Origin of the sequence: Pseudodesulfovibrio cashew (assembly GCF_009762795.1) — a bacterium.
Taxonomy (GTDB): Bacteria; Desulfobacterota; Desulfovibrionia; order Desulfovibrionales; family Desulfovibrionaceae; genus Pseudodesulfovibrio; species Pseudodesulfovibrio cashew.
On sequence record NZ_CP046400.1, the window covers coordinates 2,687,530 to 2,706,551 of the forward strand.

Genomic DNA, 19,022 nt, shown 5'->3' on the forward strand with positions numbered 1-19,022 from the left:
TCAATGCGAGGAAGAAAATGAAAAAAAATATTCGAGCCGGAAGCGGATAAATTGACCGAGCGATCAATGGGGGTTACGCGCACCGGAGCATTGCCGGGCCGGGCTGGAGAAGAGCTTCCGAGTTGTTGGAGATATTGACAAATTTCTTGTGGCATGCGTAGGTGTTATGGATTGCTATTCGAGGGTTGTTTCGTGTCTAACCAACGGAGGAAATGAATGTCCATCAGTTACGCACCTGCCGGCAAATCCGGTAAGTGGGATGGCGTAATGGACTGGTTCCAGATGCTTTCGGGCGCCAGTCTCATCCTGTTCATGTGGTGCCATATGCTTCTGGTATCCAGCGTCGTCATCAGTCCCGGCGTCATGAACAGCATCGCCGAGTTTTTCGAGTCGACCGGCTTGGCCCAGGTCGGCGGTCCGCTTATCTTTCTAGTCTTCCTGGTACATTTCGTACTCGCAGCCCGGAAGATCCCCTTTCGTTTCGACGGCCAGAAAACGGTCGTTCAGCATGCGAAGATGCTAAACCACGGCGACACCTGGATGTGGGTCATCCAGGCCGTGTCGGCCATGATCATTCTGATCATGGGGTCCATCCACATGTGGGTGGTGCTTACCGACCTGCCCATCACAGCGGCCAAGTCCGCCGCTCGCATCCAGGGCGGTTTCTGGGCGGCTTTCTATCTGGTTCTGCTTCCCCTGGCCGAGATTCACGTCGGCATCGGTTTCTACCGCATTGCCGTCAAGTGGGGCTTCATTAAGGACCGGGAGCGCGGCAAGTTCAAGCGCGGCGAAAACGTGTTGACCCTGATGTTCATCACTATCGGTTTCATCACCCTTATCCGCTTCATGTTCCTGGCCATCAACTAACGGAGAATTCCCATGCAGACTATCTACACCGATTTACTTGTTGTCGGCGCGGGTCTGGCTGGTGAGCGTGCAGCGGTCGAAGCTGCCGACGCCGGATTCTCCGCCATCTGTTTGAGCCTGGTTCCCGCACGCCGTTCCCATTCTTCCGCAGCACAGGGCGGCATGCAGGCTTCACTGGGGAACTCGGTCATGGGCGAGGGCGACTGTCCCGACGTCCACTTCGCCGACACGGTCAAGGGCTCCGACTGGGGTTGCGACCAGGAAGTGGCCCGACTGTTCGCCGATACCGCGCCCATTGAAATGCGTCGTCTGGCCCACTGGGGCGTGCCGTGGAACCGCGTGGTGCCTGGCAAGTCCATCTATTATAAGGGCGGCAAGCAGTTCGAGAAGGTCGAGGCCCAGGAGAAGGAAGGCCTGATCATGGCCCGCTCCTTCGGCGGCACCGCCAAGTGGCGAACCTGCTATACCTCGGACGGCACCGGCCACGCGGTCATGTGCACCATGGACAACCGCTGCGCCCAGGTGGGCGTCGAGGTCCATGACAAGACCGAGGCCATAGCCATGATTCAGGACGGCGAGACCTGCTACGGCGTGGTCGCCCGCTGTCTGCGCACCGGCGAGCTGCGCGTCTATCTCTCCAAGGCGACCATGATCGCTTCGGGTGGCTTCGGACGCATTTATCCCAACACTACCAACGCGGTCATCTGTGACGGCGGCGCGCACACCATGTGCGTGAATACCGGCGTGGTCCCCATGGGCAACATGGAGGCCGTGCAGTTCCACCCCACGGGCATCGTCCCCACGGATATCCTCGTCACTGAAGGTTGCCGCGGCGACGGCGGTACGCTCCTCGACGTCGATGAAAAGCGTTTCATGGACAAGTACGAGCCCGAGAAGGCCGAGCTGGCCTCCCGCGACGTGGTCTCCCGCTGGATGACCCACCACATGCGTGAAGGGCACGGCGTCAAGTCGCCCTACGGCGAGCACCTCTGGCTCGATATTCGCCACCTGGGCGAGGAACACATCACCGGCAAGCTCCGCGAGGTGTACGAGATCTGTACTTCCTTCCTGGGCGTCAATCCCATCCATCAGCTCATCCCGGTGCGGCCCACCCAGCACTATTCCATGGGCGGTGTGCGTACCAATAAGGACGGAGCGGCATATGGTCTCAAGGGACTCTACGCCGCCGGGGAGTCTGCCTGCTGGGACATGCACGGCTTCAACCGGTTGGGCGGCAACTCCCTGGCCGAGACCGTGGTCGCCGGCGGCATCATCGGCAAGAAGATCGCTGAATACCTGGAAGGGTGCGAGACCGAGTTCAAGACCGCTTTGATTTCCGATACGGTCAAGGCGCAGCAGGCGCGCATCGACGCCCTGGTTTCCGGCTCCAACGGTTCCGAGAACGTCTACAAGGTTCGGGCCGCCATGCAGGATGCCCTGAACAAGGGCGCGAACATCTTCCGCACCGAGGAAGGGCTCAAGGAATGTGTGACCACGCTTCAGGACACCCTGATCCGGTCCAAGAACGTGGGCCTGCGTTCCAACGGCAGGGGAGTGAACCCGGAACTGGCCGCCGCCCTCAAGCTCGAAGGGCAGGTCAAGATGGCGCTTATGCTCGCCTACGGCGCCCTCATGCGTACGGAATCCCGCGGCTCCCACAACCGCGAGGACTACCCCGCGCGTAACGACCGTGACTGGTTGACCCGTACCCTGGCCTACTGGAAGAAGCCGGATGACGACCTGCCGACCCTCGAATACGAACCGGCCACTTCGGTCGTCGAGATTCCTCCGGGGGATCGCGGTTACGGCAAGTCCGAAATCATCAGCGCCGACGACAAGAAGGAATAGATCATGTCCAGATTACTGAAATTCAATATATTCCGGTACAACCCCCAGGACGAACAGTCCGAGCCGCACATGCAGGAGTTCGTGCTCGAAGAGACCGACTCCATGACCCTGTTCATCGCGCTCAACCGCATCCGCGAGGAGCAGGACCCGTCGTTGCAGTTCGATTTCTGCTGCCGCGCGGGCATTTGCGGTTCTTGCGGCATGGTCATCAACGGGCGTCCTGGACTGGCCTGCCATACCAAGACCCGGGATCTGCCCGGTGAGATCACGCTGCTGCCGCTGCCGATCTTCAAGCTGGTGGGCGACCTGTCCGTAGACACGGGCTCCTGGTTCCGCGAGATGTATACCAAGACCGAGTCCTGGATTCACACCGACAAGGAGTTCGATCCCAACGCCCTGGAAGAGCGCATGGACAACAAGGAAGCCGTGGCCATCTACGAGCTGGAGCGCTGCGTCGAATGCGGCTGCTGCGTTGCGGCCTGCGCTACGGCCCGCCTGCGCGAGGACTTCATGGGCGCTGCCGGGCTCAACCGCGTGGCCCGGTTCCTCATCGATCCGCGCGATCAGCGGACCGACAACGACTACTACGAGATCATCGGCAACGACATGGGTATCTTCGGTTGCATGGGCCTGCTGGCCTGCGAAGACATCTGTCCCAAGCATCTGCCGCTGCAGAACCAACTCGGCTTCCTGCGCCGCAAGATGGGCATTACTTCCTTGAAGCGTTTGTTCAAGAAGTAGAAAGATGCCTCCGGCGGCTGGGGGAAGGGGAGGAAAAACCCTTTGAAAAGGGTTTTTTCCTCCCCTTCCCCCAGACCCCCATCCCCTCCTTTTCCTAAACTTTTTGGAGCTGCTTCGCGGGGAGGGGCGCGGGGGTGAGGTGGGCTGTCGAGACTTGGGTTATAGTTTGGTTAGTAGGTTAGGAAGAAGGTTGTATCAGCGCGCTCGCACGGCTTCGCCGAAGGCGCGTCAAAAAGTTTAGGAGAGTCCAGAGAACCCTTTGCAAAGGATTCTTTGGTCCCGCCCAAGGCGCCCCCCGATAGGGCCGCCGGAGGCATAACCGGAGGCAAAAAGATGAGAGAAATACAGGGTTCGGATGTTGTCGAAGCCGTTGCCGCCATGTGTATCAAGGCGAACACCGAGCTTCCGCAGGACGTCCGTAATAAATTCGAGCAGGCCATGGCCGAGGAGACCTCGCCGTCGGCCAAGGAAGTGCTGCGTCAGCTTCTGGAGAACGCTGACCTGTCCAAGAACACCAAGTTGCCCCTGTGCCAGGACTGCGGGCTGGCCGTCTTCTATGTGGAAGTGGGCGACGACTGCAAGGTGGTGGGTGGCAATCTGCGCGAGCTGATCAACGAGGGTGTTCGCAAGGGGTACGGCGACGGCTTCCTGCGCAAGTCCGCCTGCGATCCGCTGACCCGCGCCAACACCGGCGACGGCACCCCGGCCATTATCCATTTCGACATGGTGCCCGGCGACAAGCTCAAGATCGCCTACATGGCCAAGGGCGGCGGCGCGGAGAACATGTCCCGCGTCACCATGCTGGCCCCGGCCCAGGGGTGGGAAGGCATCAAGAAGTTCGTGGTCAACCGGGTGGCCGAGGCCGGGCCTAATCCGTGCCCGCCAACCGTCATCGGCGTGGGGATCGGCGGTACGTTCGAGCACGCAGCCAAAATCGCCAAGAAGGGGCTCCTGCGCGAGCTCGACGACACCCATCCGGACCCGGACGTTGCGGCCAGGGAAAAGGAATTGGAAGACGCCATCAACCGGCTTGGCATCGGCCCAATGGGGCTGGGCGGCAAGACCACCGTGCTCGGCGTCAAGATCACCATGGAACCGTGTCACCTGGCGAGCCTGCCCCTGGCGGTCAACGTTCAGTGTCACTCCCAGCGTCACGAGGAGGTCGTGCTCTAATGGCTGAATACACTTTGAACACCCCTCTGACGGATGAGGACATCGAACAGCTCAAGGCCGGTGACGTGGTCTTCCTGAACGGGATTATCTACTCCGCGCGCGATGCGGCCCACAAGAAGCTTTTTGAGCTGCTGGACGCAGGCAAGGAGCTGCCCTTTGATTTGCAGGGCTCGGCCATCTACTACGTAGGTCCTTCTCCTGCCCCTCCGGGCCGCCCCATCGGCGCTGCGGGACCGACCACCTCCTACCGCATGGACACCTATGCGCCGCGTCTGCATTCGCTGGGCATGAAAGCGTCCATTGGAAAGGGCAAGCGGTCCGATGAGGTCAAGGGGGCCATGCAGGAACACAAGGGCGTCTACTTTGGAGCCACAGGTGGAGCAGGGGCGCTGCTGTCCAATTCCATCGAGGAATCCACGGTTATCGCCTTCGACGAATTGGGCCCGGAAGCAATCCGTGAAATGAAAGTGAAGAATTTTCCTCTGTTGGTTATCAATGATTGCCACGGCGGAGAGCTCTATGTGAAACCGAATCTGGAAGCTGCCCTGGAAGAGGGTTGACACGCCCCGAGAATTCATACAGTGAGGGGGCTGGGCGACGCATGTTGCCCGGCCCCGAGCCGTTTCGGGCGGGGCGGAGTTTGACCAAGACAGAAGGTGAATGTCATGGAAAAATCCTATTTTGAAGACATAGATTGTCGTAATGACGAACAAAATGCAGAGAAGACGTACACGCCTTATCCTGGTGCGGATGAGAAGTACGACGACGGTTCCGATTGGCGACTGTACAATCCGGACAAATACCGCGACCCCAACTGGTCTCCTGACAAGGAGTAGCTGAAACAGCTTGGGGCCGAAAGGCCCTTTCTCTTGACCGGAGAAAAGTCGCCACTGGCACTATTGTCGCCAGTGGCGACTTTTTTTGTCTTTTATTCCGGCTTATTAACAAGATTGTAGGGGCTGGCAGCCGCTACAGTGGGGCCCTCGGTTCAACCTGGTTGCAGTTTTTTGTACATTTCCTTGACAAAAAGATGTCAATGAATATTATTTTCATTGAAAGGTCCGGTTTAATCCGGTCCGATAAGCGGTGAAGCCTTTGCGTGGCTTCCTTAGCAGAAAACGCACCGCGGTGCCTTCTCCTCTTCTTGCCGGGGCCGACTTGGAGTCGGCCCCATTCCTTTTGGGCTTCGGCTCCTATCCCCGTACTTGGTTTTCCTCTTCCATCCTCCAGACATTGCGGGAGAAGTCCGTTCCACTATCTTTGAGAGCTGTCTTGCGAATCAACGGGTTTCGGGGTATCCAGAACAATCCCAAGGAGAAGTTCATGTCAAATCAATTCGCCCGGAGAATGGGGACGGTCCATCGCTCGTTCATTCGGGAAATCCTGAAAGTCACTGCGGACCCGGAGATCATCTCTTTTGCGGGCGGTTTGCCCAACCCAGAATTGTTTCCGGTGGAGGCCATGGATCGAGCTTCCAACGAGGTGTTCACCGAAATCGGCACCTCGGCCTTGCAATATTCCACCACCGAGGGCGACGCCGGTCTGCGTGCCCTCATAGCCCGGCGTTATGCCGACCGGGGCCTGGAGGTTGATCCTGATTCCATTCTGGTCACCACCGGTTCCCAGCAGATTCTCGATCTCTGCGGCAAGGTCTTCCTTGACAGAGGGGACAAGGTCGTCATCGAGCGTCCCGGTTACCTCGGGGCCATTCAGGCCTTTTCCCTGTTCGAACCCGAGTTCGTAACCATCGCCCTTGAAGACGACGGTCCGAGCCTTGAAGAGCTGGAGGCGGCGCTCAAGGACGGAGCCAAGTGCTTTTATGCGGTGCCCAACTTTCAAAACCCCTCGGGTGTGAGTTATTCTCTGGAAAAGCGCAAGGCCGTGGCCGCGCTCATGGACGAATACGACGCCCTGTTCGTGGAGGACGACCCCTACGGCGAACTGCGCTTCATGGGCGAGGACCTGCCGTTCGTCTATTCCTTCAGCAAGAAGAAGGGACTGCTTTGCGGTTCGTTCTCCAAGATTGCCGCTCCAGGATTCCGCATTGGCTGGGTTGTGGCGGAGAAGGAAATCTACGACAAGCTGGTCATAGCCAAACAGGCTGCCGACCTGCATACCTCAACCGTTTCCCAGCTCATCATGCGTCGGTACATGGAGTCCAACGACATCAAGACTCATGTCGGGTTGATCAAGGAACGGTACGGGCGTCAGCGGGAGTGCATGGTGGAGATGATCGGGCGCTACTTCCCCGAAGGCGTGACCATCACCCAGCCCGAGGGCGGCATGTTCCTGTGGGTGACCCTGCCGGAACAGGTCTCCTCCATGGATTTGCTGGACGCCGCCATCAAGGAGAAGGTCGCCTTTGTGCCCGGAAAGCCATTCTATGTGGACGGCTCCGGTGAGAACACGCTCCGGCTCAATTTCTCCAATTCCGACGAAGCGAGGATCGAAGAGGGCATCAAGCGGCTCGGCAAGGCGCTTGAGGCCATGTTGGATTAACGTTTTCGGCCGTGAGGGACGGCCGGAACCTGAAACATAAGGTACAGTACCATGTCTCAACACATTGTAGTCATTGGCGGCGTGGCCCTAGGGCCCAAGGCCGCCTGTCGGTTCAAACGCCTGGAGCCGGGCTCCAGGGTCACCATGATCGACCAAAGCTCACTCATTTCATACGGCGGCTGCGGCATCCCTTATTATGTCTCCGGCGACGTCTCGGACGCCAAGGAGTTGTCCGAAACCAGTTTTCACATGCTCCGTGACCCCAAGTTCTTCAAAGAGGTCAAAGGGATTGATGTTCAGATTCTGACCAAGGCCACTAAGATCGACCGCGAGAACAAGCAGGTTGAGGTGGAGAGCGTGACCACCGGCGAGACCGCCTCCATCAGCTATGACAAGCTGGTCATCGCCACTGGCGCCTCCCCGCGCAAGCTGGGGCTGCCCGGCGAGGACCTCGAGGGCGTAAGTTACGTTAGCAACCCGGGCGACGCCACGCGCATCCGCGAGGCCATCGCCAAGGGGCAGGTCTCCAATGCAGTCATCGTTGGCGCCGGTTTCATCGGCCTGGAAATGGCCGAGGCTTTTGCAGACATGTGGGGCATCGAGACCACCGTTGTCGAGATCATGGACCAGATCATGCCTCGCCTGGTCAGCCCGACCCTGGCCAAGATGGGCCAGAAGCACATGGAAGAGAATGGCGTGACCTTCCACTTCGGCGAGACCGTTAAGGCCCTTGAAGGCGAGAACGGCAAGGTCACCCGTGTGATTACGGACAAGCGCACCCTGGAGGCCGAGGCGGTCATCATCTCCGCCGGCGTCATCCCCAATTCGCAGATCGCTGCGGACGCGGGCCTCAACTGCCATGAGCGCGGCGGCGTGTTTGTGGACGAGTTCCTGCGCACCAACGATCCGGATATTTACTGCGGCGGTGACTGCGCCATCGTCAAGAATCTGATTACCAATCAGCCCGCCTACCTGCCGCTGGGCTCCATGGCCAACCGCCAGGGCCGCGTCATCGGCAACAACCTGGCCGGGGGCGAGACCCGTTTTGACGGTGTGGTCGGTTCCTTTGTGGTCAAGATGTTCGAGAGCTCCTTCGCCGGCACCGGCTTGAGTCTGGGAGGCGCCAAGGCTGCTGGATTCGACGCCATCAGCGTGCTGCTCACCCAGTTGGATCGCGCCCATTTTTATCCCACCAAGGAACTGATGAATCTGGAGATGATCGTGGAGAAGGGCACACGCCGCGTACTCGGCGTGCAGGGCTTCGGCTCCTCGGGTGACGCCATGGTCGGCCGCATCAACGCTGTGGCTGCCATTCTCAAGTCCGCTCCGGTCATCGAGGACATCTCCAATATGGAGCTGGCCTACGCGCCGCCTTTTGCCGCGGCCATGGACATTCTCAACGCCTTGGCCAACCTGGCCGACAACGCCCTGCGCGGCATTAACCGGGGCGTGGGTCCCGAGGGCTTCAAGGAGATGTGGGACGACCGCGAGAGCGGCGAATGCTTTTTCCTGGACTGCCGCGAGAACGCGGACGCCGCAGCGTTCATGGAGCGCAATCCCGGCCAGTGGCACAACGTGCCCCAGGGTGAGATCTATGACCGACTCGATGAGATTCCCAGGGACAAGAACGTCGTCCTGGTGTGCAACACCGGGGCTCGCTCCTATGAGGCCCAGATCATGCTGGACGAGAAGGGCTACGAGAAAGTGATCAACATTCACGGGGGCATGGCCGCCATCAAGAAATACGGCGTTGACCTGTAAAAGGAAAATGGACTGCGGCCCTGGCGAACCGTTTTGCGGGAGCCGGGCAGGAATCCATTTTCAAAGGGAATGCGAGAGGGGCCGTGCGTTTTCTGATTGTTGACGATGACGAAGGCATCCACCTGCTGCTTCAGGCCATGTTGGCCGAGTACGCGGTCTGCGATTGTTTCGCCTCGGGCGAGACCGCTTTGGCCGCGTTCAACAGGGCGCATGAAGAAGAGTGGCCCTATGACGTGGTGTTCATGGACATTCTCATGCCCGGTATGGACGGCCATCAGGCCGCCGAGATCATGCGCGAGCAGGAGAAGGAATTCGGGGTGGCGCATCAGGAGCAGTTCAAGCTGGTCATGATCACCTCCCTGGTGGACGATACCAACGTCAGCAAGGCGTTCTTCAACACGGACGCCATCTGCTATCTGGTCAAGCCTCTTGACCGGTCAAAGGTCCTTGACGAACTGCGGCAGAACCTGATCCTTTGATTCCCTGCCAAATGAGAAAAATAAAGGGCGGCCTGAGGGCCGCCCTTTTTATTGTATTCAATTGTTCGCTTTCTACAATCTGCCTTCGCTCACGCCGTGGCAGGCAACCACCGTGCCGCTGTCGAGCGTGCGGGGCCGGGGAATCTCCTGTGTGCAGCGCTCGTTGGCGTGGGCGCACCGCCCATGGAAGACACAGCCGGTAGGCAGGTTGATGGGCGTGGGCACGTCGCCCGAGAGCTTGGTGTGCCCGCCAGCCTTGCCGCCGAGCCGGGGAATGGCCGAGAGCAGGGCCTGGGTGTACGGGTGTCTGGGGTTGGAGAACAACTCCTTGGCGTCGGCCAGTTCGCAGACGCAGCCAAGGTACATGACAGCCACGCGGTTGGAGATGTGTTCCACCACGCTCAGGTCGTGGGAGATGAACAGGTAAGTCAGGCCGCGCTGCTCCTGGGCGTCCATGAGCAGGTTGAGGATCTGCGCCTGGATCGAGACGTCCAGGGCCGCGATGGGCTCGTCCGCCGCGATGAATTCGGGATCGAGGACCAGGGCGCGGGCTATGGAGATGCGCTGGCGCTGGCCGCCGGAGAATTCGTGCGGGTAGTTGGAGGCCCACTTGGGGTCTACACCCACCTGGCACATGACCTCGGCCACGCGGTCCTTGACCTCGGCCCGGGACATGCCCGGGTTGTGGAACCGGACCGGTTCCTCCAGGATTTCGTTGACCTTCATGCGCGGGTTCAGCGAGGCATAGGGGTCCTGGAAGACCATCTGCATCCTGGTTCGGTAGGGCAGCATCTTGGCCGAGCTCAGGTTGTCGATGCGTTCGCCCCTGTAAAGGATCTCTCCCTTGTTGGGGCGGTATAGGCCCATGACCGTCCTGGCCAGGGTGGACTTGCCGCAGCCGGACTCGCCGACCACGCTGAGGGTCTCCCCTGGCATGACGTCAAGGGTGACGTTGTTTACGGCCTTGACCACGGTTTTCTTACGGCGGACCTTGCCTTTTTCCAACCGCAGCTGGTCCAGGAAGGAGCCGGAGATGTCGAAGTGCTTGTCGACGTCCTTGATTTCAAGCAGCTTGTTCATCCTATTTACCTCCTTCGCAGGCGAAGCAGGCTACTTGCACGCCGTCTTCCGTTTCGATCAGGTCGGGGACATCGCGGCGGCACCGGTCCAGGCTGATCTCACAGCGTGGTTCGAAGGAGCAGCCGGGCGGCATGTCGAACAGGGACGGCATCATGCCGGGTATCTGGTTGAGCCGCTTGGCGTCTCCCGCCATCTGGGGCAGGGCCTTGAGCAGCCCCTGGGTGTATGGGTGCTTCGGGTTTTCAATGATTTGTTTGGTGGGGCCAATCTCCACCACCTTGCCCGCGTACAGGACCGCGATGCGGCCGGTGACCTCGGAGACCACTGCCAGGTCGTGTGTGATCAGGATCAGGCCCATGTTTTCGGTCTCGCACAGCTCCAGGAGCAGCTCCATGATTTCGGCCTGGATGGTCACGTCCAGGGCCGTTGTCGGTTCGTCCGCAATGATCAACTTGGGGTTGGTCAGTAGGGAGATGGCGATGACGATGCGCTGGCGCATGCCGCCCGAGAATTCGTGCGGATATTGCTTGAGGCGTTTTTCCGGAGACGGGATGTAGACCTTCTTGAGCTTGTCCAGGCAGATGGCCTCGGCTTCCTTGTCCGAGACCTTCATATGCGCCAGGACTGTCTCCTTCATCTGGGTGCCGATGGTCAGCACCGGGTTGAGGGTCATCATCGGGTCCTGGAAGATCATGGAGATGCGGTTGCCCCGGATGCGGCGCATTTCCTCGTAGGAGAACATGGAGAGGTCCTTCCCATCGAAGAGGATTTCGCCGCCCGTGATACGGCCGGGTTTGGAGATGAGATTGATGATGGAGAAACCGAGCACGGACTTTCCCGCGCCGGATTCGCCGACGATGCCGAGGCGCTCGCCCCTATCAAGGGACAGGGAGACGTCGCGCACGGCGTGCAGGGTTTTCTCGCGCAGGGTGAAATCGACGTTGAGGTGTTTTATGTCAAGGAGTCGTTCCATTGTTTACCCCTTGTACAGTTTCGGGTTGAGGTAGTCGCGGACCCAGTCGCCCAGCAGGTTGATGACCAGCACCAGCACCACGAGGACGATGCCGGGGAAAATGGTGATCCACCATGAGCCGGAGAAGATGTACTCGAAGCCGGCGGTGATGAGCGAGCCGAGGGAGGGCTGAGACTGGGGCATGCCCAGGCCGAGGAAGGAGAGAGCGGCCTCGCTCATGATCGCGTTGGCAACCTGGACAGTGGAGATGACCAGCACCGGGGACAGGGTGTTGGGCAGGATGTGACGCCACATGATGCGGGTCTTGGACAGCCCTATTATGCGGGCCGCTTCCACGTATTCCTTTTTCCTCTCCGCCAGGACCGAGGCGCGCACGGTACGGGCATATTGCGGCCACTCTGCCAGACCGATGATCAGGATCAGCAGCGGAGCCGCGATCTTCTCGTAGTTGGCCACGCCGAACATGGTCTGGAAGGTCGCGCCGATGAAGATGGCGATCATGTATGTGGAGAACGAGAGCTGGACGTCGGCGATGCGCATCATGACCGTGTCCAGTTTCTTGATGTAGCCGGAGAGCAGCCCGACGAGCACGCCGAGGAAGGCCTGGAGCGCCACTGCGCCGACGCCGATGAGGATTGAGATGCGCATGCCGTAGAGCATGGTGGAGAGCATGCCTCGGCCCATGTCGTCGGTGCCGAGCAGGAACCGGGCGTCGCCTTCGGGTGACCAGAAGGGCGGCAGCTCGGAGTCGAGGATGTCGATGGTGGTTGGGTCATAGGGGTTGTGAGGGGCGATAATCGGAGCGCCGAACGCGCCGATCACCAGGATGACCAGGATGGCGAAACTGACGTAGGCCACCGGGTCGCGCAGAAAGCTGTAAAGGAAGTAGGATTCCCTGAATCGTTGCCATCTGGATCGCATCTACTTCCTCCCCGCCACGCGTACGGTCGGGTTGACCAAACCGTAGATGAGGTCGACGAAGGTGTTCACCAACACGAAGATGAAGCCCACGACCACGATGTAGGAAACCATCAGCGCGGTATCCGCACGTTCCACCGATTCAATGAACATGGAGCCCATGCCCTGCCACTGGAATACGGTTTCGGTCAGGATGGTGAAAGCGACCATGATGCCGAGCTGAACGCCGCCCACGGTGATGACCGGGAGCAAGGTGTTCTTGAAGGCGTGGACCAGCCAGACTCGGCTCGGCTTGAGGCCCTTGGCCCAGGCATATTTCACGTATTCGCTCTCAAGCACCTCCATCATCTCGGAGCGGATGAGCCTGATGAACAGGGGGAGCATGATGGAGGAGAGCGCGATGGACGGCATGATCAGGTGCAGCAGGCCGTCTTTGGTCAGCATGCCCGAGTCCCACCAGCCGAAGAGGGTCACGGTTTCACCGCGCCCGAAGGACGGCAGCCATTTCAGTTCCACCGAAAAGATGTAAATAAGCAGGATGGCGGTGAGAAAGACCGGAATGGACACGCCGACGATGGAGCCTCCCATGATCACTCTGCTGAAAAAACGTTTCGGGTGGATGGCCGAATACATGCCCAAGGGCACGGAAAGGCAGATGACGATGAGCGAGGCGCAGAAGACCAGTTCCAGGGTGGCAGGCGCCTTTGACACGATGACCTCGGTGACCGGTTTCTTGAAGAAGAAGGAGCGGCCCAGGTCGCCGTGTACGGCGTTTTTGAGAAAGCGTCCGTACTGGACGAGGAACGGGTCGTTGAGCCCCAGCTGATCCCGTATCTGAGCGCGCTCTTCCGGCGTGACGCGCTCGCCGACGAGCTCGCGCACCGGATCGCCGAACGCGCTCTTGATGGAGAAGCCGATCATGGAAATGATCAGCATCACCAGGACCGCCTGGGCTATTCGTTTGATGGTGAATGCAAACATATGATTGATGGGTAAAAGTGTTGTGATTAACTTTGCCTGCTACGAAAACGTCGGTACGCAAGCGAGCCCTCGACGGCGGCCGATCAGTTTCCTCCGTGAGGCCGGAAACGGGCGGCAGTCGGTTGCGATCGGGCATTTCCCAACAGGCTGCAAAGGGGAACCCCGCATCGTGCGGGGCTCCCCTTTTGGATTTTTTTTACGTTTTTGTCCAGTAGGAATTAAACGCTACTTGATGACAAGGTTGCCGAAGTACGGGAAGTTCATGACGTTCACGATGTCTTCGGTGTTCATGCCGGTCTTGGAGGCCCAGGACAGATTCTGCCAGTGCAGCGGAATGAAGGCAGCGTCGGCGTAGAGGATGGCCTCGATCTGCTGGAGCATGGCCTTGCGCTTTTCCATGTTGGTCTCGGTGTTGGAGGCCATGGTCAGCTTGTCCACTTCGGGGTTGCAGTAGTTACCGGAGTTGTACTGGCCCTTACCGGTTTCCTTGTTCGGGCACATGTACAGGTACTCGAAGAAGTTGGCGGAATCCTCGGTGTCGGAATGCCAGCCGATCATCTGGATGTCGGCAACCTGGGCATCGAACTGATCCCAGTACTGGGCCTTGGGCATGGTCTTCAGGCTGATCTTGATGCCGATTTTGGACATCATGGAAACGAACGCCTGGGAGATCTTCTCGTCGTTCACGTAACGGTTGTTGGGGGCGATCATGGTGCAGGTGAAGCCATTTTCATACCCGGCTTCCTTCATCAGCTGCTTGGCCTTGGCCAGGTCGTAGCGGGGCTGCAGGTCGGGGTTGTAGCCCTGGTATCCCTTGGGGGAGTTCTGAGCGGCCGGAGTAGCAAAACCCTTCATGATCTTCTTGGCCACGCCAACGTTGTTGTAGGCATAGGCCATGGCAAGGCGGACCTTGGGGTTGGCGAACTCGGGGCGGCGCTTCTGATTAAGCTGGAAAGTGATGATACGGGAGCCGGACATGGTCACGAGCTTGATGCCATCGGTGTTGCCGACGCGCTCCAGGTCGTTGGGCGGCACGGGCATGATGAAGTCGACGTCGCCGGAGAGCAGGGCGGCCACGCGGGTGGGAGCCTCGCTGATGGGGGTCAGCACGATTTCATCGATATTGCCGGTGTTCTTGTCCCAATAGTCGGCGAAACGGGTGAAGACGGTCTTCACGCCCTGTTCGCGGCTGGTGACCTTGAACGGACCGGTGCCGGACTCATTGTAGTTGGCAAAGGAGTAGTCGGTCTTGAGGATCAGGTCCTTGGGCTTGTCGTTCTTGGGATCGGTGCCGGAGTAGAACGCCTTGTCCATGGGGAAGATGTAGGTGGCCATGGAAAGAACCAGACCGTAGGGCTCGGTGGTGACCAGGTCGACCACGTATTTGTCGGTGGCCACGGCATCGCCGAAGGCGGTGAACAATCCCTTGAAGTCATCGGATTGCTTCAGGCGGTTGAGGGTAAAGACCACGTCTTCGGCGGTGAATTCGTTGCCGGAGTGGAACTTCACGCCCTTGCGCAGGTAGAAGCGGGTGACCAGCGGGCCGATGGTTTCCCAGCGTTCGGCCAGGCGGGGCTCGAAACCGCCGTCCTTGGTCCAGCGGACCAGGGGATCAAAGACCATGTGGGAGTATTGGAGCATGCCGCCGGAGAGCTGGACATGAGGGTCCAGGGAGACCGGGTCGGCGTCCATGGCGAGTTTCAGGGTTTTACCGGCCATTGCGGGGGTGGCAAGCATCATCGCGGCGACGACGATGGCGAGCACCAGGCTAGTGAGCTTTTTCATAAAGGGATTCCTCCATAATGTTGACCTATCGCGCCTTGATGATCGGGCGCACACTTTACCTCTCCTGCGCCGAAAACGACGCTGTTTCCCCTTTGCCTTTTTCCCTGTCCGGCAGGGGGTTGCCCAAGGCTCGGAACCCGGGTTACATGGGCGCAGGGAAACGTAGGTTTCATAACCTTTTCGCCGAATATTAACAATAGGGTCGAGTTATAAAAGCGACAGCTGAGGTGGCAGAACTATGTTCGGAATTCGTATTTTAAACACGTGTTTGACGATGTTTATTCTTTTAACTGCAGGGTGTGGCGTATTTTCCGGGGGTGGCTCTGGGGTAGAGCCGTCACAAACGCTGGCCTTGGACGACGGATTCGAATTCTCCGTACGCATTGAAAAAGGCAAGCTGCTTGGCCTTGATATGCCACTTCCGAACAAAGGGGGGTATCGGATCACCGGGGCTTCGTTCGATCCGTCCATTCTGGGGTTGGTCAATTTTCAGGAGAGCAGGGACGGTGGCGAGCCGCGCCTGCTCTATGTCTTCAAAACGTTGCAAAATGGCACTACGGAGGTGCTGTTCAAGATGGAAAAGCCCGGGGACGGGCACGAGGAGATCTACAAGCGGGCCACGGTCAATGTGGGCGAGAAAAAGGGGCTGTTCTAAAGGCTGACTCGTTCTTTGCTTGCGCGTTTTTTTCGATTTCTTCCAAGGTTATGTTGCCCGGGAGTTCGACCCCGGCTGCAGTCCATTTCAGGGCGTGCGATCGGCCTGAACAGGCTGGAACGAGCCTAGTCGAAGCGCTGGGCCACCTTGGTCAGCGTAAAGTCCAGGGGGGAGGCGTCGTTCATGACGTGCCGCGCCAGGACCAGCGGGCTCATGTAGCTCTGTCGCCAGTCGAGGACCACGGTCAGGCCGTCGTCGGCCTCCTCCGTTTCCTTGACCACTGGCCGGATGTCCACGGTCTTCATGCCCTTCTTGGTCCGTTTCTCCACCATGAATTCGGGGGCGTCCATGAACGCCCGCCACTGCTCCAGGTGTTGCTCCGCATCCTTGGCAAAGGCGAGTTTGAAGACTTCCTCCACCGATTGGGGCTGCTTTTTGCCCATGGACAGCCGGTCCGCCTTGAGCGGGGCCAGCCCTTCGGGCATGACCGGGATGAGGCGTTTGACCACCTCGGCGGGCTCGAAGTCTTCGCGGAAGAAGACGTTGATCCACTCCGCCGTGCTGGAGACGCCCACAGGGAGCGCCTTGCCGAAGGAGAGCCTGGGCATGGGGTGGAATCCGGAGGAAAAGGCCAGGGGCAACCCTGCCCGGCGGAAGGCTCGTTCGAAGACTGCCTGGAGTTCCAGTTGGCTGAGGTAGGCGGCGGGACCGGTCTTTTCGTACCAAAGCCGGTAGTGCCCGCCCTTGACGGTCAGGTCCGGCTTTTCCACGGAATAGGGCGGCTGTTCGCCTTCCTGGTCACGTTCGGCGAAAACCAGTCGATTGCGGATGTCCTTTTCAGTAGCCTGCCTGGACAGGGTGGAGACCCTGCCTTCAAACTGGCAAACACCGCAGTTGCGGCATGCGCCGTAGCGGCAATCCTCAGTGATTTTTTCGGCCAGGGCGCGCTCATGCTCCTTGAGCAGAAAGCGCTTGGTAACGCCGCTGGACAGGTGGTCCCAAGGCAGGGGCGCGTCCATGTCGCGCGGGCCGGTGTATTCATCCCAGGAGAGTCCGGCCTCGTTCATGGCCTCCTTGTAGGGCTCCAGCTTGAGATGGTCTTTCCAACTGGAAAAGAGCGCGCCCTTTGCATAGGCCCGCTCCACCACCTCGGCCAGGCGGCGGTCGCCGCGCGAGAATACGCCCTCCAGCGAGGACATGGCCGGCTCGTGGTAGCGCATGTTCAGTCCCTTGAACTGGCGGAACTGGTCGCGCAGGTAGCCGATGCGCCGGTAAATTTCATCCTGGGAAATCTGTGGCTCCCACTGGAAGGGAGTTTGGGGCTTAGGTACGAAGGGCGACACCGCGGCCGTGATCTGGAGCCGTTTTATGCGCCGTCCGTTTTCGTCCTTGGCCGCGTCTCTCACGGCCAGGCAGAGGTCCACGATGGCGTCCAAGTCCTCGTCCGTCTCCGTGGGCAGGCCTATCATGAAGTAGAGCTTCACTCCCTGCCAGCCGTTGTCGAAGAGCATCTTGACGTGGTCCATGAGTCCGGCTTCATCCACGCCCTTGTTGATGACGTCTCTAAGCCGTTGGCTGCCCGCCTCAGGGGCCAGGGTCGCGCCCGTGCGACGGATGGATGAGATACGCTCCATGATCGGCGCGGAAAGCGAGCCCACGCGCAGGGAGGGCAGGGAGATGGAAATCTGTTCGGAGGCGCACTTGTCAAAGCTGCGGGAGAAGAAAGTGTCCAGTGCCGAGAAGTCGCCCGTGGACAGCGAGAGCATGGAGGTCTCCTCATACCCGGTTTCGGCCAGCCCTTCGGTGAGGATGGTGTCCAGGTTCTCAAGGGAGCGTTCGCGCACCGGGCGGTAGATCATGCCTGCCTGGCAAAAGCGGCAGCCTCGGGTGCAGCCACGTGCGATCTCCATGGTCAGGCGGTCGTGCACCGCGTCGAAGGCGATGACCTGGCCTTTGGGAAAGCCGGTCTTGTTCAGGTCGTCCACCACCGCCTTTTCCACGGTCTCGTATCCCTCCACCAGCGGTTTGAGCGGCTGGCCGGGGCCCTGGTCCTCGAAAAAGGCCGGAACGTATACGCCGGGAACCGCTATAAGCCGCCGCAGCAGTTCGGCGCGGGGCAGGCTTTCCTGCTTAGCCTGTTCGATGACCGTGAGCATGGCCGGGAGTGCCTCTTCGCCGTCACCGATGACCATGGCGTCGAAGAATGGGGCCATGGGCTCGGCGTTGAAGGTGGCACCGCCGCCCGCGATGACCAGCGGATGGCTCTCGTTGCGTTCCGTCGACCGGAAGGGGATTCCCGCCAGATCGAGCATGTACAGGATGTTGGTGTAGCAGAGCTCGTGGGTCAGGCTGAAGGCCAGGGCGTCCAGTTCCGCCAGGGGCGTGTCTGACTCCAGCGTGGCCAGCGGGACCTCTCGTTCGCGCAGAATGGCGGCCGTCTCTTCGCAGGGAGTATATACGCGTTCGGCCTGGAAACGGGGCACGGCGTTGACCGCCTCGGCTAGGATCTTCTGCCCGAGGTAGGACATGCCCACTTCGTACATGTCCGGGAAGGCGAGGCCGCACCGGACGTTGATGGTCGCGGGGTCCTTGAGCGTGACGCCCCATTCGCTGCCGAGGTAGCGGGAGGGACGCGGGAGAATGGGCAGTAGTTCCTTCATCCTGATGAGCCTAAATAAGGTTGGAGGTGTGGTCCACGAAAAATGCGGGGTCGGTCCTTGATGGACCGGCCCCGCAGGGATCAATCGTTGCTGGTTCGGCTAGACGAGGTTCAGCCCGCCGCCTCCGCCGAGGCCGCCGCCTGCGCCGCCGCTGAGGTCAAGGCCGCCAGAGGTCATGCTGATGTTGGTCACGGCCTCGATGTACTTGGTCTTCATCTCTTCGGGACAGGATTTGTATTCGAACAGGACGTGATCCATGGAGATCTCGCCGTGCATTTCCTGGTCGAAGGGATAGCCGAAAGGCAGCAGGACCATCTGGGTGCCGGTCTGGGTGGGCAGGGCCTGGATGGTGGCCGGGTCCTCGATCTTGTTGGCCTCGGCGTTGAATTTGCCGACGACCATGTCGCCGGAAACGAGCTTGACCAGTCTGATGTCGTATTCCATGGGATGATTCTCCTTAAAATTGGGGTCGGCACACTAAGTAGGTATGGAGGCGGTTTCTGTCAAGACAGAGGAGCTGTGCAGGCGGAAAAAGAAGGAGAAAGACGTTGGGACGGGACCGCCTGGGGTAGCAGTCCCGTCCCGGTTGGAGAGGTGGGCTT

General features: G+C 59.7%; 17 protein-coding genes. 10 read left to right on the forward strand and 7 right to left on the reverse strand.

Annotated elements, in window-relative coordinates; all coding sequences use genetic code 11:
- The first annotated feature begins 216 nt into the window (after nt 1–216).
- The 9 genes from GM415_RS12135 (at nt 217) to GM415_RS12170 (ending at nt 9,368) form a co-directional block, all read left to right on the forward strand.
- Complete coding sequence (locus GM415_RS12135) at nt 217–867, forward strand: succinate dehydrogenase/fumarate reductase transmembrane subunit (RefSeq protein WP_158948531.1); 651 nt, start codon at nt 217–219, stop codon at nt 865–867.
- A gap of 12 nt (nt 868–879) precedes the next feature.
- Nucleotides 880–2,715 (forward strand): fumarate reductase flavoprotein subunit, encoded by a 1,836-nt coding sequence (locus tag GM415_RS12140; protein WP_158948533.1) that lies wholly within the window; start codon nt 880–882, stop codon nt 2,713–2,715.
- Nucleotides 2,716–2,718: 3 nt separating this feature from the next.
- Complete coding sequence (locus GM415_RS12145) at nt 2,719–3,456, forward strand: fumarate reductase iron-sulfur subunit (protein ID WP_158948535.1); 738 nt, start codon at nt 2,719–2,721, stop codon at nt 3,454–3,456.
- Nucleotides 3,457–3,789: 333 nt separating this feature from the next.
- On the forward strand, nt 3,790–4,629 hold the full coding sequence (locus tag GM415_RS12150) for a fumarate hydratase (protein ID WP_158948537.1): 840 nt from the start codon (nt 3,790–3,792) through the stop codon (nt 4,627–4,629).
- Nucleotides 4,629–5,189: a Fe-S-containing hydro-lyase gene (locus tag GM415_RS12155; RefSeq protein WP_158948539.1), complete on the forward strand. Its 561-nt coding sequence runs from the start codon at nt 4,629–4,631 to the stop codon at nt 5,187–5,189. The genes GM415_RS12150 and GM415_RS12155 overlap by 1 nt, the downstream gene beginning before the upstream one ends.
- 105 nt (nt 5,190–5,294) lie before the next feature.
- Nucleotides 5,295–5,465: a hypothetical protein gene (locus GM415_RS17985; RefSeq protein WP_199244294.1), complete on the forward strand. Its 171-nt coding sequence runs from the start codon at nt 5,295–5,297 to the stop codon at nt 5,463–5,465.
- Nucleotides 5,466–5,952: 487 nt separating this feature from the next.
- Nucleotides 5,953–7,128, forward strand: coding sequence for an aminotransferase-like domain-containing protein (locus tag GM415_RS12160; RefSeq protein WP_158948541.1), 1,176 nt, complete (start codon nt 5,953–5,955; stop codon nt 7,126–7,128).
- Nucleotides 7,129–7,179: 51 nt separating this feature from the next.
- Nucleotides 7,180–8,889 carry an FAD-dependent oxidoreductase gene (locus GM415_RS12165; RefSeq protein WP_158948543.1) on the forward strand — a complete coding sequence of 570 codons (1,710 nt, stop codon included), beginning with the start codon at nt 7,180–7,182 and terminating at the stop codon, nt 8,887–8,889.
- A gap of 83 nt (nt 8,890–8,972) precedes the next feature.
- Complete coding sequence (locus GM415_RS12170) at nt 8,973–9,368, forward strand: response regulator (protein ID WP_158948545.1); 396 nt, start codon at nt 8,973–8,975, stop codon at nt 9,366–9,368.
- Nucleotides 9,369–9,440: 72 nt separating this feature from the next.
- Here the strand turns inward: GM415_RS12170 and GM415_RS12175 are convergent, their stop codons facing one another.
- The 5 genes from GM415_RS12175 to GM415_RS12195 all read right to left on the reverse strand — a co-directional run bounded on the left by GM415_RS12175 (nt 9,441) and on the right by GM415_RS12195 (nt 15,105).
- On the reverse strand, nt 9,441–10,448 hold the full coding sequence (locus tag GM415_RS12175) for an ABC transporter ATP-binding protein (protein WP_158948547.1): 1,008 nt from the start codon (nt 10,446–10,448) through the stop codon (nt 9,441–9,443).
- A gap of 1 nt (nt 10,449) precedes the next feature.
- Nucleotides 10,450–11,421 carry an ABC transporter ATP-binding protein gene (locus GM415_RS12180; protein WP_158948549.1) on the reverse strand — a complete coding sequence of 324 codons (972 nt, stop codon included), beginning with the start codon at nt 11,419–11,421 and terminating at the stop codon, nt 10,450–10,452.
- A gap of 3 nt (nt 11,422–11,424) precedes the next feature.
- Nucleotides 11,425–12,342 carry an ABC transporter permease gene (locus tag GM415_RS12185; RefSeq protein ID WP_158948551.1) on the reverse strand — a complete coding sequence of 306 codons (918 nt, stop codon included), beginning with the start codon at nt 12,340–12,342 and terminating at the stop codon, nt 11,425–11,427.
- On the reverse strand, nt 12,343–13,320 hold the full coding sequence (locus GM415_RS12190) for an ABC transporter permease (RefSeq protein WP_158948553.1): 978 nt from the start codon (nt 13,318–13,320) through the stop codon (nt 12,343–12,345). It lies immediately after the preceding gene.
- A 225-nt stretch (nt 13,321–13,545) separates the two neighbouring features.
- Complete coding sequence (locus tag GM415_RS12195; protein ID WP_158948555.1) at nt 13,546–15,105, reverse strand: ABC transporter substrate-binding protein; 1,560 nt, start codon at nt 15,103–15,105, stop codon at nt 13,546–13,548.
- 238 nt (nt 15,106–15,343) lie between these two features.
- Between GM415_RS12195 and GM415_RS12200 the strand changes: the two genes are divergently transcribed.
- Nucleotides 15,344–15,760 carry a hypothetical protein gene (locus GM415_RS12200; RefSeq protein ID WP_158948557.1) on the forward strand — a complete coding sequence of 139 codons (417 nt, stop codon included), beginning with the start codon at nt 15,344–15,346 and terminating at the stop codon, nt 15,758–15,760.
- Between the two features lie 125 nt (nt 15,761–15,885).
- Here the strand turns inward: GM415_RS12200 and GM415_RS12205 are convergent, their stop codons facing one another.
- Both GM415_RS12205 and GM415_RS12210 read right to left on the reverse strand, forming a co-directional pair.
- Nucleotides 15,886–18,420 (reverse strand): TIGR03960 family B12-binding radical SAM protein, encoded by a 2,535-nt coding sequence (locus tag GM415_RS12205; protein ID WP_158948559.1) that lies wholly within the window; start codon nt 18,418–18,420, stop codon nt 15,886–15,888.
- Nucleotides 18,421–18,519: 99 nt separating this feature from the next.
- A complete protein-coding gene (locus GM415_RS12210; RefSeq protein ID WP_158948561.1) occupies nt 18,520–18,864 on the reverse strand; it encodes a hypothetical protein in 345 nt (114 codons plus the stop codon).
- Nucleotides 18,865–19,022 lie beyond the last annotated feature (158 nt).

Coding starts and splice junctions, on each gene's coding strand:
- GM415_RS12135 (WP_158948531.1), top strand. CDS start 217: ATGTCCATCAGTTACGCACCTGCCGGCAAATCCGGTAAGTGGGATGGC.
- GM415_RS12140 (WP_158948533.1), top strand. CDS start 880: ATGCAGACTATCTACACCGATTTACTTGTTGTCGGCGCGGGTCTGGCT.
- GM415_RS12145 (WP_158948535.1), top strand. CDS start 2,719: ATGTCCAGATTACTGAAATTCAATATATTCCGGTACAACCCCCAGGAC.
- GM415_RS12150 (WP_158948537.1), top strand. CDS start 3,790: ATGAGAGAAATACAGGGTTCGGATGTTGTCGAAGCCGTTGCCGCCATG.
- GM415_RS12155 (WP_158948539.1), top strand. CDS start 4,629: ATGGCTGAATACACTTTGAACACCCCTCTGACGGATGAGGACATCGAA.
- GM415_RS17985 (WP_199244294.1), top strand. CDS start 5,295: ATGGAAAAATCCTATTTTGAAGACATAGATTGTCGTAATGACGAACAA.
- GM415_RS12160 (WP_158948541.1), top strand. CDS start 5,953: ATGTCAAATCAATTCGCCCGGAGAATGGGGACGGTCCATCGCTCGTTC.
- GM415_RS12165 (WP_158948543.1), top strand. CDS start 7,180: ATGTCTCAACACATTGTAGTCATTGGCGGCGTGGCCCTAGGGCCCAAG.
- GM415_RS12175 (WP_158948547.1), bottom strand. CDS start 10,448: ATGAACAAGCTGCTTGAAATCAAGGACGTCGACAAGCACTTCGACATC.
- GM415_RS12180 (WP_158948549.1), bottom strand. CDS start 11,421: ATGGAACGACTCCTTGACATAAAACACCTCAACGTCGATTTCACCCTG.
- GM415_RS12185 (WP_158948551.1), bottom strand. CDS start 12,342: ATGCGATCCAGATGGCAACGATTCAGGGAATCCTACTTCCTTTACAGC.
- GM415_RS12190 (WP_158948553.1), bottom strand. CDS start 13,320: ATGTTTGCATTCACCATCAAACGAATAGCCCAGGCGGTCCTGGTGATG.
- GM415_RS12195 (WP_158948555.1), bottom strand. CDS start 15,105: ATGAAAAAGCTCACTAGCCTGGTGCTCGCCATCGTCGTCGCCGCGATG.
- GM415_RS12200 (WP_158948557.1), top strand. CDS start 15,344: ATGTTCGGAATTCGTATTTTAAACACGTGTTTGACGATGTTTATTCTT.
- GM415_RS12205 (WP_158948559.1), bottom strand. CDS start 18,420: ATGAAGGAACTACTGCCCATTCTCCCGCGTCCCTCCCGCTACCTCGGC.
- GM415_RS12210 (WP_158948561.1), bottom strand. CDS start 18,864: ATGGAATACGACATCAGACTGGTCAAGCTCGTTTCCGGCGACATGGTC.